This is a genomic window from Enterococcus sp. DIV0755f (assembly GCF_051713725.1).
Lineage (GTDB): Bacteria > Bacillota > Bacilli > Lactobacillales > Enterococcaceae > Enterococcus_D > Enterococcus_D casseliflavus.
The window spans coordinates 1,922,957-1,938,721 of the sequence record NZ_JBIOQL010000001.1; the positions used below are offsets into that span (position 1 = coordinate 1,922,957).

The 15,765-nt window shown below is 41.8% G+C and carries 12 protein-coding genes; all 12 read right to left on the bottom strand.

The window, feature by feature from the left end:
• Positions 1-2 precede the first annotated feature (2 nt).
• On the bottom strand, positions 3-761 hold the full coding sequence (locus IGI73_RS08765; protein WP_010749611.1) for an ABC transporter ATP-binding protein: 759 nt from the start codon (positions 759-761) through the stop codon (positions 3-5).
• A 93-nt stretch (positions 762-854) separates the two neighbouring features.
• Complete coding sequence (locus tag IGI73_RS08770; protein WP_074932632.1) at positions 855-1,838, bottom strand: sensor histidine kinase; 984 nt, start codon at positions 1,836-1,838, stop codon at positions 855-857.
• Positions 1,831-2,523: a response regulator transcription factor gene (locus IGI73_RS08775; RefSeq protein ID WP_428207224.1), complete on the bottom strand. Its 693-nt coding sequence runs from the start codon at positions 2,521-2,523 to the stop codon at positions 1,831-1,833. The genes IGI73_RS08770 and IGI73_RS08775 overlap by 8 nt, the downstream gene beginning before the upstream one ends.
• A gap of 109 nt (positions 2,524-2,632) precedes the next feature.
• The gene (locus IGI73_RS08780; RefSeq protein ID WP_438759185.1) at positions 2,633-3,463 is read right to left on the bottom strand and encodes a prenyltransferase; all 831 of its coding nucleotides are present in this window, start codon (positions 3,461-3,463) and stop codon (positions 2,633-2,635) included.
• A 334-nt stretch (positions 3,464-3,797) separates the two neighbouring features.
• Positions 3,798-4,226 (bottom strand): VOC family protein, encoded by a 429-nt coding sequence (locus IGI73_RS08785; RefSeq protein WP_010749608.1) that lies wholly within the window; start codon positions 4,224-4,226, stop codon positions 3,798-3,800.
• Positions 4,227-4,299: 73 nt separating this feature from the next.
• Positions 4,300-5,961 (bottom strand): phosphoenolpyruvate carboxykinase (ATP), encoded by a 1,662-nt coding sequence (locus IGI73_RS08790; protein WP_438759186.1) that lies wholly within the window; start codon positions 5,959-5,961, stop codon positions 4,300-4,302.
• A 424-nt stretch (positions 5,962-6,385) separates the two neighbouring features.
• On the bottom strand, positions 6,386-7,753 hold the full coding sequence (gene rlmD / locus IGI73_RS08795; RefSeq protein WP_428207221.1) for a 23S rRNA (uracil(1939)-C(5))-methyltransferase RlmD: 1,368 nt from the start codon (positions 7,751-7,753) through the stop codon (positions 6,386-6,388).
• 240 nt (positions 7,754-7,993) lie between these two features.
• Positions 7,994-9,832 (bottom strand): translational GTPase TypA, encoded by a 1,839-nt coding sequence (typA, locus tag IGI73_RS08800; RefSeq protein WP_005230064.1) that lies wholly within the window; start codon positions 9,830-9,832, stop codon positions 7,994-7,996.
• Between the two features lie 127 nt (positions 9,833-9,959).
• On the bottom strand, positions 9,960-11,297 hold the full coding sequence (locus IGI73_RS08805) for a GHKL domain-containing protein (protein ID WP_428207220.1): 1,338 nt from the start codon (positions 11,295-11,297) through the stop codon (positions 9,960-9,962).
• 27 nt (positions 11,298-11,324) lie between these two features.
• A complete protein-coding gene (locus tag IGI73_RS08810; RefSeq protein ID WP_087627605.1) occupies positions 11,325-12,026 on the bottom strand; it encodes a LytR/AlgR family response regulator transcription factor in 702 nt (233 codons plus the stop codon).
• Between the two features lie 197 nt (positions 12,027-12,223).
• Entirely contained in the window at positions 12,224-12,685 is a 462-nt protein-coding gene (locus IGI73_RS08815; RefSeq protein WP_128488913.1) for a hypothetical protein, read from the bottom strand.
• A complete protein-coding gene (locus tag IGI73_RS08820) occupies positions 12,682-15,753 on the bottom strand; it encodes a glycoside hydrolase family 3 C-terminal domain-containing protein (protein WP_428207218.1) in 3,072 nt (1,023 codons plus the stop codon). Before IGI73_RS08820 ends, IGI73_RS08815 begins: the two co-directional genes overlap by 4 nt.
• Positions 15,754-15,765 lie beyond the last annotated feature (12 nt).

Consider the following 15,765-nt stretch of genomic DNA (forward strand, 5'->3'; position numbering starts at 1 on the left):
GGTTACTCCTCCTTTGCAAAGACAGCAGTCATTGTTTCGGCTATTGCTTCTAGAAAAGCGGTATTGCTGCGATCCCCTCGATACAGCTGGTGAAACACATACCCGTCTTTGATAAACAAGACGCGTTGTGCGCGACTGGCTGCGATCGAACTGTGAGTGACCATCACGATCGTCTGTCCATTTTGATTGATCTGTTGAAATAATGTCAGTAATTGATCAGAGGTTTTCGAATCCAGCGCTCCGGTTGGCTCATCTGCTAATAGCAGTTCCGGTTTTGTGATGATTGCTCGTGCGACAGCAACTCGTTGTTTTTGTCCGCCAGACAATTCATACGGATAGTGCTGCAATAAATCGGCGATCCCTAAAGTTTGTACGATAGGCTGAAGCTGCTTTTCCATTTGTTTGACGGAAACTTTTGATAAAACTAATGGCAATAAAATATTGTCTTTTACCGAAAAGGTGTCCAATAAATTAAAGTCTTGAAAAACAAAGCCTAAGTGATCCCGTCGAAAACTCGCTGCGTCTTTTTCTTTGATCGTGGTCAGATCGATGCCATTCAGCTGCATTTCACCCGCTGTTGGTTGGTCTAACGTCGCCATCAAGTTCAGCAACGTACTCTTTCCCGAACCTGATTCCCCCATGATAGCGACATATTCCCCTTCTTCTACCATAAAGGTAATATTTTTCAACGCTTCAACGGGTTGTCCGTTCAGCTGGCTTTGATAGATTTTTTTTACTTGTTGAATGTTTAAAAGTGTCATCTTGTTCCCTCCTTCCTTTTTAGAATAAGCTGACTGGCAGAAAAAAGCGACTTACAATAAAAACCGCAAACTTACAGTGTTGAAAGTTTGCGGCTATCGGTTATTTGTGGTGGGAAAATGAAGTGTGACGATGGTTCCCTGTCCCACTTCAGAATCAATCGCTAAACGGCAGCCGATTTTTTCAGCCGCTTGTTGACTCATATATAAGCCTAGCCCGCTCGCTCGTTGCTGAAAGCGACCATTTTGTCCCGTATATCCTTTCTCAAACACCCTTGGCAAGTCTTCCTTACGAATACCAATGCCGCTATCTTGAATCACTAAGGCATTGTCTTTAGTGAAAACGTTGATGCCACCAGTTTCGGTATATTTCAAGCTGTTGAAAAGAACCTGTTCAAAAATAAAAACGAGCCACTTTCGATCGGATGTCACCGTCAAATCCACCGCCATGTCCAGTTGCAGATTCTTTTTCGAGAAAAACAAGGCATACTTTTTGATCGTTTGACGAACGAGGGGCGCTAAAGCAATCGACTCAAAGACAAAATCTTCATTCGCTAAATTTTGTCGTAAATAATTCAACATCATTTGCAAGTAATCATTCACCTTAAATAATTCCGCTTTGACCTCCGTCGGTGACAACGAATCGCTTTGGACCAAAAGATCTAGCGCAGCTAGAGGCGTTTTGATTTGATGAAGCCATAGGCCGAAATCTTCATAAATTTCTTCATTTTTTAACGCTGCCTTGTAATCAGAAGTGGTTTTTTCTCTTGCCAATTGTTTAAGAAGGGCTTGGTATTCGTCTTCTAAACGATTTCGAGTGGCAGGCAAGAACGCCAACGCCGCTTCCGTCATACGTTCTTTTCTTAATAAATGCTGCAGCTGCTTTCTTTTTTGTGCGTAACGAAAATAATGAAAAAGGGAAAGTCCCCCTAAGATCACCCCTGAAAAGACCACATAGTCAATGAAGGGCTCCAACGAAAGGCTGTGGAGAAAGAATAGCCCAAATAGGCCCGCACTAAACAGCAGGTAAACGAGATAAAACTTTCCATAAAGGACGAAATATTCTTTCACGTTAGTCATAGGCGTGTTCCTTTTCTATCAAATACCCTTTATTCTTTACCGTCTGGATCAAATCGGATAGTTCGATCTGGCTTAATTTTTTTCGCAAGCGGGTCATATTGACCGCTAATGTGTTATTATCGATGAATTCTTCACTATTCCAGAGCATTTCAATGATGGTCTCTTTGGCTACGATCTTCCCTCGATGCTGCAAAAGCAAGGAAAGAATCCGAGCTTCATTTGGAGACAGTGGCAACTGTTCCCCCTGTTTTTTTAATACATTTTCTGTGGGATAAAAGGTTACTTGCCCTATCTCAAAGGTCAGCGCTTGTTGGTGGCTATACTGATAGCTCCGCCGCAGCAATGCTTGGATTTTTGCCAAAACGAAGGCTAAATCAAAGGGTTTTGTTAAATAATCATCTGCTCCCATGTTCATCGCCATGATCTGATTCATCTGTTGATCCATCGACGAAAGGAAAATGATCGGCACTTCTGACTTCTTGCGAATTTCTTGGCACCAATGATACCCGTTGTAATAAGGCAGCGAAATATCTAAAAGAACGAGATCCGGTTTGATCTCATGAAACTCTTGCAAGATGCTAGCAAAATTCTTCGCGGAAAAACATTCGTACCCCCATTGCTGCATATATTCTGCTAGAACAGAGACGATCGTTGCATCATCTTCAACAAGATATATTTTTTGCATGTCTTTCTCCTCTCTGTTGATTAATCACTTGCTTCTTTACAGACAGTGTACCAGAAAAGAAAAAGAATCGTCTAGATGGGGGAAACCTTTCAAAGGGCTGTTTTTTTCCTCAATCCTCTGCCAATCGAGCAAGAATTTCTTGGTAACGCTGTGTGGCAAAGGGACTGATATGCCCTTTTTGGCAAAAATTCAGTTTCCCCAGTTTGGGTACGACCCGTTCTACGATGACATTGCCATTTTGAACTTTCGATTCAAACTGCTGCAAAGCCTCCAAAAATCGTGCGTCTTTTCTGGCAGAAGGATAAAAAGACAAGACATACAGATAATAAAAAAGATTGTATCCTCTAAAGGGATATTCTGTCTGCATAAATAATGTACCCATCCCATAATGACAGGGACTGATTGGCTGACGGATCTCCCAATGAGCAAGCAAAAATTCGCTTGCTTGCTTAAGCGTTTCCATTTGTTCACGATCATGAGTATAGCGAAAAGCATCAAGGACCGTTAACGTCGCCATTGGCGTGGAAAAGTGGGTCTCAGGGCCGCGACCAAAACTATACTTATTGCACTTCCAGCCGCCATCTGCTTCCTGAGTAGCAAGAAAATAGTGAAAGGTCTGTTGCAGCCGCTGGTCCCTTGTGTAACCAAGAGCACACAGCGTTCGCAAAGCCAACGCTGTATGACATGGATAGATCCCCCCTGACGGAGAAATTTTAAATCTGCCGTCTTCTCTCCATCCTTGAAAGATCAATGCGGCTGTCTCTTTTAATAAGTTCTCCTCACGTGACATGCCAAGTTCAAGTAAATAAAGAGGACTTTCTAAGGTCGTAAAGGGTGCTCCTTTTAGTAATTTATGGTCTGACGTCGACCATAAATCGGCGCCATGATCATATTGATGGGAAATGATTGCTTCGATGTCTTGCTGAACCCTCTGATCCATATTGATCTTCCTCCATCTCTTAAGTGTCGTGCAATCAACCCAATAATCCTCATTAACCCACGGTGCACTCGCTTCTAGAATGATAAAAATTCGAACGTTTTTTAACACATGAGTTAAGTTTTTGTTTTTGAATTGTCCAAATGAATTTTAGAAATCAAATAGTTTTTCCCGACGGACGTACTTTTAAAAAGAATGTTCTAGTTTTCCTGATGACAGGTTTTAAAAAAGTTTGTCTCTGAAATCGCATGATCATCCGAACCCCATAATGAAAGATCACCTGAATAAGAACACGCTCACGCAACAAGTTCATGCCCCACTCTTTTAGTAAAAGGAATCAGGCATAATGAAATAATTCAAAACGAATGCCTTCTGGGCTTTCAAAGAATAAGGCATAGTAGTTAGGGGCGATGCGCTCTTTGTATTCCATTGGTCGATCGTGAAGGATCTTTACCCCTAAAGCTTTTATTTTGGGAAAGATCGCATCTACGACTTCGCGGCTTTCCGCCTTAAATGCTATGTGTTGAACAGAGCCCGGTTTTCTTGAATCGATTTTCTCGTTCTTCCATTCTTTTCGTGGGGAACAAATGCCGAAATCAAATGAATCGCCTATATATTCTACAACTTCCATATCGGCATGTTCTAAGTACCCAGAATATTTCTTCTGAAGGTCAAAACCTAATAGTGCAAATAATTGATCATAAAAGCCTTCTGCTTTTTTTACATCATTGACTGTGATTTGGATATGGTGAAACTGAATGTTCATATTCGCTCCTTTCTGGCTAACAAATTAAGTGTTTCAGGAAAAAAGCCGCTTGCGGAAGTTTGATTCAACTAAATTAGCTAGGAAGCTCACTTAATGTAGAAATCACCTTTTCCATTGCCGTTGCTACTTCTTTAGGCAACTTATTATAGCCATCATTTTCTGTCTCTTGAGCCAAAATAAAGTCCAGCCGACCTTGCATCCGCTCTCTTAAATGAGCCACATAGGAGGCATCTTGAAAATCGACTTTAAAGCCTGTTACTGGCAGGAAACTCATTTCGGTGATCCCACCGAAATTTTTAAATTCAGCCTCGCCTTCCACAATTTTTTCAATCGATGTTAGTGTGACTTCAGGCGTGACTTTCTTGCCTTTGTAAAAGCCTGTATTTAGAATGTAACAAGCCGTTTGGTTTTCTTTAAACAAATGCATGAAATGGGCAAAATCTTCCCCCAAAGGATAGACTCTAAATGGATTGGCATAAGGTTCGATGACCAGTTTATCTATGTCCGTGGTCTCGACAATATGTTCAGCTGTCGTGCGCTTCGTAGCTAAGGTCAAACCAAAAACAGCGGCTAATATCGGATCGTCAATTTTTACTACAGGAGGCAGCGTGTCATCTTTCATGATCCAACATACGGCATCGATCGGCGAATCTAAATGGTCCACCCGATTAGGTGTGACATACCGTGATTTGACGGTTCGACCATTCCCATTACGAATATCTTGGGTCACGAGGACCTTTTTTCCTTTCTCGTCTAAAGTAACCCCAACATTTTGACAGGTGATAAAGTAGCGGACATTTGGGTTGGTTAGTGGATAGTCTTGCGTTTTATCAAAATAAGAAGGCTCCAGTGCAGTGGAGGCACCATTTGTTTGATTAATCACAAATGCATCGTCATGCAGAACCTTGATCTCATATTTGCCACCATGTTCTGCCAATGTGATAGTCGATTTTCCTGATCCTGAAAGACCAAAAGCAGCCATCGTAAATGTTCGATTCGGTAACTGATACTGCTTCATTCCCCCATGACACGCCACAAAGCCATGGCGATGCGCGGTAGCCCAAGCCAAAGTTAATGTCGCTTTTTTCAATTCACCAAAATAGTTTAAACCTAAGACTGCCGCAACATTGTGTTCAGGATCAAAAAGAGACAGTCCATAAGGAAAATCAGGATGAGACCAATCTGGATCAGCGTACAAAAAAATGTCCGTCTCTGGATATTCTTTGGAACGTTGGTACCTTTCTTCCCATGATTTCGTCATCAATTGAAAATTCAACAAATAAGAGTAAAAGTTGGTTTCATAGTGCTCTGGTATCAACAGGTGAGCTTTGACCATAAACGCTTCATCTAATCCTACAACAACTTCACCACCATAAAATTGCTTGCGGGTTCCTTGGTATAAGGCATCTCGCAAAATGTCTTCATATAATTCTCGCTGGATTCCAGGATGCCCGATGATGCGTCGAGCTGCCGCTGTCCGTCCAACCACTTTTCCGTCATTAAACACGATGACTTTTGCATCCTCTGGTAGTCCTAACTCCTTGGTGTGTGTTACCGGCATATCCGTAAGAATAGCGCCAGAAGATTCTTTTGCTAAGTGATAGGCAGTGGCTAGATCAGCGATCCAAGTGACATTGTTCCCATAAAAAGCTGACTCTATCAACACTTTAAAACTCGACAAATGCGTATTTTGTGGTGTAATCTCTTTGTGTGAAAATGCACGAATCGTTGCCATGTGCAATCCCTCCTAACAAAAATTTTCTATTCACTACGTTTATTATAATACTTTCTAATCACGCTATGCCATATTTTTATACACATTAACTATAAATTGCCGACAAACCATTTTGTTAAAGGATTTGGCTGTCTGCATATTTGTAGCTTCCCTGCTTTTTGCATTGTTTTTGTCCCCGCTCATCAATAGTGAGAAAGAACAAAAAAAACTGGAACAAAAAAGAATGTCTTTCTGTTCCAGTTTCTGGTTTTATATTTCATCCATTCCAAACGTCACAATCGACGTAATTAGATAGACAGATGGGTTATAGTTGCTTATTTCTCAATTGATTCGCCTTCTCTAGTAACTTTGTTATCGTAAGACTTTATGACAATTACCATAAAAAGAACTCACGGTCAAAATCACTGAAAAGAACTCGTTTTTCTTAACGACGTTCTAACAACACGACACACTCCACATGGGTCGTTTGTGGGAACAAATCAACAGGTTGGACTTTTTTTGTCACATACCCTTCTTCTTCAAACAACGCGAGGTCACGAGCCAAGGTTGCTGGATTGCAGGAAATGTAAACGATGCGCTCTGGTTTAACTGCAGCGGTCGTTTCAATAAAGCTGGCATCTAAACCTTTGCGAGGTGGATCAACGAAGACGACTGTCGGTTGAATGCCTTCACGTAGCCATTGCGGCATGATTTTTTCGGCTTTACCGATAAAGTAATGCACGTTTTCGACACCATTTCTTTTGGCATTGGCTTTGGCATCGTTCACTGCTTCAGGAATGACTTCCATCCCTAACACTTCTTTCACGCGATCAGCCAAACTGATTCCGATCGTTCCGATTCCTGCATAGGCATCCACAACGATATCATTTTCAGACAGTTGTGCCATCTCGAAGGCGGTTTGGTACAAGACTTCTGTTTGCGCTGTGTTGACTTGGTAGAAAGATTTCGCTGAGATTTGGAAGGTTTTGCCTAATAATTGATCATCGATCGATGACTTGCCATACAAGACACGCTCGAACTCGCCCATGATCACATTGGTTTTTTCTTCATTGATGTTTTGAATGACAGAAACAACTTCTGGAATCTCTTCGTGGATCACTTCCGCGATCTCTTCTCCCTTGAAGAATTTCGGTTTACGTGTCACTAATACGACCATCATTTCACCTGAGTGATGCCCACGACGAACGACAATGTGGCGTAAGAACCCTTCATGGGCTTCTTCATTGTAGGCTTTGACATTGAAGCGCTGCAAAATATCTCTGACTTTGATGATTGCTTGATCGATGTTTGGATCTTGAATATAAAAGTCTTCGATCGGTACCAGAGTATGGCTGTTTTTGCGGTAAAATCCAGTCGTTAATTCTCCATGAATCTTTTGCACAGGGATTTGCGCTTTGTTGCGGTAACCAAATGGTTTTTCCATTCCGATTGGTGCCTTGACCTTGATTTCAGGCAGTTTGGCGATTTTAGCCAAAACATTCTCTACTTGCTGCTGTTTGAAGGCTAATTGTTTGTCATAGCTCAAATGACTCAATGGGGCGATCCCGGTGCGCAACAATGCTTCATTCGGTAATTCTTGCCGATCAGGACTTGCTTGCAACAGTTTCATCACTTTGGCAAAACCAAATTTGTTGCCGACTTTCAATACTTTGACTAAGGCACGTTCATTTGGCAGGGTGTTTTCAATAAATAATAAGTAGCCATCGACTTTAGCGATCCCATTTCCTTCATGGGAAAGGTCCAAAATATCGACTTCAAGTTCCTGATTCTTTTTAACAGGATAATTTTTCATAGATTTCTCCTTTGTGCTTACTTTCTCCATTTTAAGAAGGAATGGTCGAAATTGCAAGCGCTGCTTATTTTAACGGTTCAACAGATCGGGTAGACGTGCAAAAAAGAACCGAAGGAGGGAAATCGGCTGATTGCTTTTCTAGGGGTTGCGGCGAAGAGCCGCTGCACCACAGGAGCAATCCCTTTTCCATCCTTCGGAAAATCGAACAGATCAGAAGTTGGTAAAAACCTCGATCATTGTTTATTTGTCAGCTGTTTTTTTCTTTTTCTGTGATTTTTCCCGTTCGCTCTTGTTCAAGATTTGTTTTCTCAAACGAATGCTTTCTGGTGTTACTTCACAGTATTCGTCATCGTTCAAGAACTCCAATGATTCTTCTAGTGAAAGGATTCTTGGTTTCTTGATGACAGATGTTTGGTCTTTCGTCGCTGAACGGACGTTGGTCATTTGTTTTGCTTTCGTAATATTGACCGTTAAGTCATTGTCACGAGAGTTTTCGCCGACGATCATTCCTTCATATACTTCAGTACCTGGTTCAACGAAGACCGTTCCACGTTCTTCAATACTCATGATTGAGTAAGTCGTTGCTTTTCCTGTATCGATCGATACAAGTGCGCCGTGGTGGCGTCCGCCGATTTGCCCTTGAATCATTGGCAAGTATTGGTCGAAGGTGTGGTGCATGATACCGTAGCCGCGAGTCATTGATAAGAATTCTGTCGTATAGCCGATCAAGCCACGAGCTGGTGCTAAGAAAATGATCCGTACTTGTCCATTTCCTGTATTGATCATATCTTGCATTTCTGCTTTACGAATCCCTAGTGATTCAATCACTGAACCCATGTATTCTTCTGGTGTGTCGATTTGCACTCGTTCAAATGGTTCGCATTTCACGCCATCGATTTCGCGTTCGATAACTTCTGGACGAGAAACTTGCAATTCAAAGCCTTCACGACGCATGTTTTCGATCAAGATCGATAAATGAAGTTCGCCACGTCCTGAAACAGTCCAAGAATCTGGTCCGATTGGTTCAACACGTAGAGACACGTCTGTTTGTAGTTGCGCCATCAAGCGTTCTTCAATTTTACGAGCGGTTACGAATTTCCCTTCACGACCTGCAAATGGTGAGTTGTTCACGACAAAGGTCATTTGTAACGTTGGCTCATCAATGTGTAAAACAGGTAATGAGTCTTGGTGATCAATCGGTGTGACTGTTTCACCAACGAAGATGTCTTCCATCCCAGAAACAGCGATCAAATCGCCAGCTTTCGCTTCTTGGATCTCTAAACGTTTCAAACCGAAGAAACCAAATAATTTTGTGACACGGAATTTCTTCACTTGGCCATCAAGTTTCATCAAAGCAACTTGGTCACCAACTTTGATCGTTCCACGGAAGACACGTCCGATTCCGATACGTCCAACGTAGTCATTATAATCAAGCAACGATACTTGGAATTGCAATGGCTCATCGCTGTTGTCGATTGGCGCTGGAATGTGTTTTACGATCGTATCAAACAATGGTGCCATCGTTTTTTGTTGATCGGCAGGATCATCTGATTCACTTGAGGTTCCGTTGATCGCTGAAGCGTAGATCACTGGGAAGTCCAATTGGTCATCGTCTGCACCTAATTCGATAAATAATTCTAATACTTCATCTACCACGTGCTCAGGACGAGCAGATGGTTTGTCGATTTTGTTAACAACAACAATTGGTACTAAATGTTGTTCCAACGCTTTTTTCAATACGAAACGTGTTTGAGGCATCGTTCCTTCATAAGCATCAACAACTAAAACAACACCATCGACCATTTTCATGATCCGCTCTACTTCACCACCGAAGTCCGCGTGTCCTGGGGTATCCATGATATTGATTTTGGTTCCGTTGTATTCAACCGCTGTATTTTTCGCTAAGATCGTGATACCACGTTCTTTTTCGATCGCATTTGAATCCATCGCCCGTTCTTGTAATTGGGTATGGCTATCTAACGTTTGGGATTGTTTCAATAATTCATCAACTAATGTAGTTTTTCCGTGGTCAACGTGGGCAATAATAGCGACGTTGCGGATATCATTTCTAATATTCAATTTATAAACTCCTTTTTTGGTGACATTGCACTCGACAAGCCATTATACCAGAATTTCTTTCTGAAATATAGTGCAAAGTTTTCATTTTTACAGAAAAAGCAGACATCTTGTCGATATCTGCTCCAATTCATCCTCGTTTTGGCATAGAATGCTTAACGGGAAACAGCAATTTCAGTTCAAACCAGCCATCTTCTGTTTGGATCACCATCGTTCCTTTGTATTTATTCACCGTTTCGCGGACACTTTTTAACCCATACCCATGAAAATGTTTGTCTTTCTTGGTGGTGATCGGCAAGCCGTTTTCAAACGTCAAGGGTTCTTCGTAGCGATTTTCTAGGCAGATCAAAAGCATCTCCCCTTTACGGCTGATTTTCAATTGAATCAAGCGATTATCTTCTTTGGTAATTTTGCGGACACTTTCAATGGCGTTATCGATAATATTACCGAAAAGCGTACTGATATCCACTGAATTCATAAAAGAAAGGCTTGCCCCATCTGCAATCACGGTGAAGGTAATTTTTTCTTTCTGACAAAAGATTTGTTTTCCTGTCAAAACAATATCTAACACACTATTGCCGGTATCCATCCTTAAGTCGTACGAGTTGATTTCTTTTTCCATGACAGCCAAATAATCCTGTGTCTCCTGTGAGAGAGGATCATTTTTCAAAACATTGATCAAATGTTTCAGGTCGTGATACTTTTGATTGATGATCTCAATGCTTCTTTCCGAGGTTTGATAATTGATCATTTGATTTTTTAGCAAGCTTTCTAACTTCTGTACTTCAAACTTTTGTTTCATTTCATTCAATTGAACGTGGTAGGCAAATAGCAGCGCCACTCCCCCAAAATCCACCATCGTTCGAATATTAAAAATATCTCTAGCCATACTCCCACTAAAAGGGGTATTTTGATACACATAGCTGATATTGCTCATGGTGAATACCACGATCACGATAATCATCACCGAAGAGATTTCTCGATAGGTGATCACTTGTTCGGCACTTTCGATCACAAATCGTTTTTCCAATTTGTACAAAAGGCCTAACAGCATACTGCATCCCAAAAAAATAAACGCATAGGTTCCGATATAATCGAAGGAAACTTTGAAATCCAATACAAGAAAATAGTAGATTTGATACGTGAGTGATGCAGCAAATTCACCTACGATAAATGCCCGTGCAGTGAAATACAAGGCATTTTTCCACGGAATCTCAGCAGTGGTAAAAAGAAATAGAAACATTATAAGTGCTGAAATGATAATGATCGGAATAAAATAGACTTGTGAGACATCGGAATTAATGATTTCCATATGCAGATACAAGATCAAAAGGAATACAAAAACCCGTCCAATTTTTTTCTTGGTTAGCTTCTCTGTTTTCGTCAGTAATACGAAAAGTAAGGTACTCATCCAATAAGCGATCGCATAAAAAATACCTGGAGTTTCTGATAGTTGATACGGGGACAAAATTGCTTCACCTCATCTAATAGTCATTTAGACATGCCATTGTTTCGCCAGTGTATCCATGATCAATTTGCGTTTTCCTCGGCTGATAGGCAACTCTGCTTCTCCAACGATCACAGTCGAATGATTAATACCCGTGATATGCCTCAGATTGACAATAAACCCGCGATGGATTCTCAAAAAACGATCCGGTTGTAACTGCTGCTCCAATTCCCGCATGACACCGATCGATTCCAATTCTTGATCAGTTAATTTAAAAATCAATTTATGTCCTTGGCTTTCCACGTACTGAATCGCATCTTGATTGACGCGATAATAATTCTGTCCGGCTTTGATACGCAGAAAACTGTCTTCTTTCATCTTCAGTCGCTTGATTGTTTTTTTTAAATACTCCGACAACGAATAATAATTAAAGGGTTTAAGGATATAGCCAATTGCATTGACATCATAGCCTTTGACTGCATATTGCGCCGTACTGGTAATAAAAATGACGAAGACATCAGAATCCCGCTTGCGAATTTCCTCGATCGCTGACATTCCATCGATCAATGGTAGATGGATATCCATCAGCAGCAAATCAAATTCCGAGTCATAACGTTCTACGAAATCATACCCATCATGAAAGGTTTCTACTTGAAAAACGACTCCTTCTTTTTCTTGAAATGTCTGTAAATATGACAAGAGCTGTTGCCGATATTCTTCTTGATCTTCCACGATTCCAACACGGATCATGCGCTCACCAGCCCGCTGCGTTTTTTTATAGTCATAGTGTTTAATCTCCCTTCTTTAAAAAAAGTAAAGCGTTTTTTTCGTCGTTTTTCTTCTTTTATTTTAACATAATTTGTTATTTATGAAGCGATTATTTTTACGCAGGAAAAGCATAGAGAACGAGCGCTTTCACGTCTTCTCTATGCTTTATTTTTATCGCTTTACTCGGTAACTGTTTTCTTCTGTCCAACATCGAAAAAGGCTGCGATGACAGAGATCAACCAAGTGGCTACGAAGATAACAATGATCATGATGGCTTGAGAGCCAGCATCGAACGCCGCTTCATTGTTCATTTCAAGGTTAGAACCGAAAATATAGCCAAAGGATTCAAGTCGCATGCTGATGAAGCGCACACCACCTAAGATAATCAATAAACTAGCTACGATACGGCTGATATCAGCTGCCATTAACAGTGATTTGGTTTTTGCATGAAAGGATAGCCCAATCGTCAAAAGCAGGAATACTAGCGCTGCTGCTAACAAATACAAAACATTGACTTGCATGTCTTGATAATACGCTTTATTAACGTTGGAGATATACAAGAAGACCAAACTCGTCGTAAGGACGAAAACCAGCAGATAGATATACAAACTGATTTTTTGTTTCTTTAGCATTGTCATCATTGTTCCGCTCCCTTCTTCTTCATTGAAATAAAGACATAGCCACCAAAGCTAATAACTGCTACTGCAAGGCCGCCATAGATTCCGACGGTCATGGCTGTCTCCCACCATGGTGTAATTCGGATCGTCTGAACATTTTGGGCGGCACTTTGGGCATAGGCATATAATTGATACTTCATGTTTTCTCTCGCTTGTTCAACAAATTGCGCATCTTGGGCTGCCAAATCAACGGTCAGATAAGGCCAAGCCTCTAAGACATTCGCCATCGTCTCATTTGAGGCAAAATCTGCCATCATCGTAACGCCTGCCATAATAATGGATTCTGGACGGAAGTAGCCGTTGTTGTTGACCATATCTGTCGTCAGTAAGCCATTGAAGCCCCACTCTTCTCGTAAAATATTGATCAACATTGGGACAGAATTATTCCCGTTCGTTGCACCGATCCGGCTGAAGGTCACCATTGCGCCTAACGCGCCGGCATCTTCAAATGATCCTTGGAAGGCACGTAAATCACCTTCACGGGCTTTTTGCTCCGTCATATAAGGCGCGATGCCACTTCGTTGTGTTTCTTGATCATTAAATGCCAGATGTTTTGGACCAATAATGATTCCGTAGTCCAAGGCACCTTTGACTGTATTTGCCGACATATAATTAGACAACATTGGGTCTTCAGAATAGTATTCATGGTTTCTTCCGTTGTAAGGGGTCCGATGAATATTAGCTGCTGTGCCCCAAATCAAGTAATTTCCACTCCATAGACCGTCATTACCAAGTAAGTTGCCCCATTCTTCTGCCAGCTCATGACTAAAGGTGCTGCCGATGATCGTAGCATTTGCCATCGTTCCTAGATGGTAATCAGCATTTTCATCCTCTTCATTTAACCCTCGACCACTTAGCGTTGTGCCGAAACCATTCGGACCGTCATTTTGATAAACGAGTGGCGAATTGATTTCTTCAATGACATCACTCGTACTTCCACCTTTAGCGATTCGCGGTATCAAGATGTCTAAAGGAATCTGATTAACTAGCTGATCCCAACGAATATCATCAATGTCAGTAACCCCTGCCATATCAGAAAACATCAATGGGTCTTCGATTCCATCTACATTGGCTTCCCCATTTTCCGTAAATTGATAGTTTTCATTCGCAAGGTTTTGGACCCATTCTTCCACTTTGTCACCGTCGATCGTCAAATCGTCATAGGTTCGAGGAAAAGTTCCTGCCCAATCTTGTCGAGTAAGATAGGTGGCATAGTCTGGTTTGTAGTAGTTGATGTCGGCATCTTCCAGCTGATTCACGATCGCTGTGCCATTTTCAGAATAAGCAAATGTTTCTTCGTCAACGGTTCCTTCTTCACCGATCGCCACACTCACTACCTGAGCTTCATTTCCATCGGTATCATGCCCTTTAGCTGCCAATACTGCATTGACGGCTTCGTGTGCTCCATCACCAACAGCAAAATAATAATCGCCGCCATCTAAAATATACCCGCCTAATCCGTCTTTCGCTGTCGAATCCCAGCTAGCCATATATTTCATGTCAACTTCGATCGTAACTGTTTGCGATTCAGAAGGCTCTAATAGCTCCGTTTTCTCAAATCCGATGAGATTGACAGCTGCCTTTTCGATGTTTTGCTCACGATTATAGTCCGTGTATGGCGCATTAAAGTATAGCTGACTAGCAAATTTACCGCTTACATTTCCTGTATTGGTAACAGTCACTGTCGCAGTTACTTTATTATTTTCTTCGTCGATATCGATCGCATCTAAACGCTGGTCAAAGGTCGTATAAGAAAGACCAAACCCAAAATCATAGGTCACTTCATTGGCATAATCCCAAACGTCTGCCCCATCGATCGCACCAACGTTGCTATCGGCTTGTCCAGCACCGACCACTGTATCATAATAGCGGGTTTCATAATATTTATAACCGGTATAAATTCCTTCGGCTTGGATCAAGTAGTGGTCGGCAGCTAATGACGCATCCCCACCAAAGCTTCCTAAAGGAGAAGTTGCTGGCAGTTCCCCCATCAAAGATTCCTCAAAACGAATTTGAGATAGATCATCCAACTCAATTTTACCAAAATTCTGCATCGCAGGGGAATTCGCAGTTGCAACAGCATAGGTGTCCGTCAAGCGTCCTGAAGGATTGACTGCTCCCGTCAAAATATCGGCAACACCTAAGAAGCCATAAGCACCAGGGAACCCAACGTACAAAATAGCATCAATGGCATCGTCTTTTTCCAGCTCGTCGATTTCCATCGTCGAACTGCTGTTGATCATAACGATCACGCGATCGAAGTTTTCTTTCGCAAGCTCAATCAAGGCTTTCTCGTTTTCAACTAGACCTAACGGCGTATCCGTACCATAAACTTCTTGATCGATGCCTTTTTCTCCAGGATAGTAATCACTACCCTCAGAGCCTGGTCGTGAAATCACCACAATGGCGGCATCATTATACTCAGCAAAGCTTTCTGTAAAGTCGGAATCATCATTTTGCGCCGTCTCATAAAGATCTGTTGCTGGTTCAGATGGTTCATAAGGGGTTGAAAAATTAGCTGGACGATGCCCGTAGATCGGAACGGTATTCCCAAAACGCTCAAAAGAGCCGGTCTGGATCTCCCCCAGACCATTGTAGATCTCCGTCATCGTAGGATTTAATTCAAATCCTCGTTCCTCTAAAGCTTCTTGCAGATTGATTTGGGAATCGCCAACGACGGTACTCCCCATTGTCCCACCTAAAAATGGATAAGCACTCCCCATCCCCAACAAGGTGACACGATTCTCTTTTTCCGCTAGGGGCAACGCTTGATTTTGATTTTTTAATAAAACGGTCCCTTCTGCTGACATTCGTTCACCCAGGTCACGATGTGCTTGGATCAGCTCCGCACTAGTTTCGTAATCAGAAGTGAATTTGTCATCATTGATGATTTTGGTACTTGAAGTCCCAAGGGCACCATCAATGATCGGGCGCCACTGATCCGCAACGCCGGTCAAGCCCATCAAAGCACCTGACATCGATAATGACAGTGCAGTCATCCCTCTGCATAGTCGTGATAGATTTTGATTCATGTAGATTTCCTC

What these genes read in the sequence shown, in the direction of transcription:
- IGI73_RS08820 (WP_428207218.1), bottom strand. Translation starts at nt 15,753, where the DNA reads ATGAATCAAAATCTATCACGACTATGCAGAGGGATGACTGCACTGTCA.
- IGI73_RS08790 (WP_438759186.1), bottom strand. Translation starts at nt 5,961, where the DNA reads ATGGCAACGATTCGTGCATTTTCACACAAAGAGATTACACCACAAAAT.
- IGI73_RS08775 (WP_428207224.1), bottom strand. Translation starts at nt 2,523, where the DNA reads ATGCAAAAAATATATCTTGTTGAAGATGATGCAACGATCGTCTCTGTT.
- IGI73_RS08810 (WP_087627605.1), bottom strand. Translation starts at nt 12,026, where the DNA reads ATGATCCGTGTTGGAATCGTGGAAGATCAAGAAGAATATCGGCAACAG.
- IGI73_RS08770 (WP_074932632.1), bottom strand. Translation starts at nt 1,838, where the DNA reads ATGACTAACGTGAAAGAATATTTCGTCCTTTATGGAAAGTTTTATCTC.
- rlmD (WP_428207221.1), bottom strand. Translation starts at nt 7,753, where the DNA reads ATGAAAAATTATCCTGTTAAAAAGAATCAGGAACTTGAAGTCGATATT.
- IGI73_RS08765 (WP_010749611.1), bottom strand. Translation starts at nt 761, where the DNA reads ATGACACTTTTAAACATTCAACAAGTAAAAAAAATCTATCAAAGCCAG.
- IGI73_RS08785 (WP_010749608.1), bottom strand. Translation starts at nt 4,226, where the DNA reads ATGAACATTCAGTTTCACCATATCCAAATCACAGTCAATGATGTAAAA.
- IGI73_RS08780 (WP_438759185.1), bottom strand. Translation starts at nt 3,463, where the DNA reads ATGGATCAGAGGGTTCAGCAAGACATCGAAGCAATCATTTCCCATCAA.
- IGI73_RS08815 (WP_128488913.1), bottom strand. Translation starts at nt 12,685, where the DNA reads ATGATGACAATGCTAAAGAAACAAAAAATCAGTTTGTATATCTATCTG.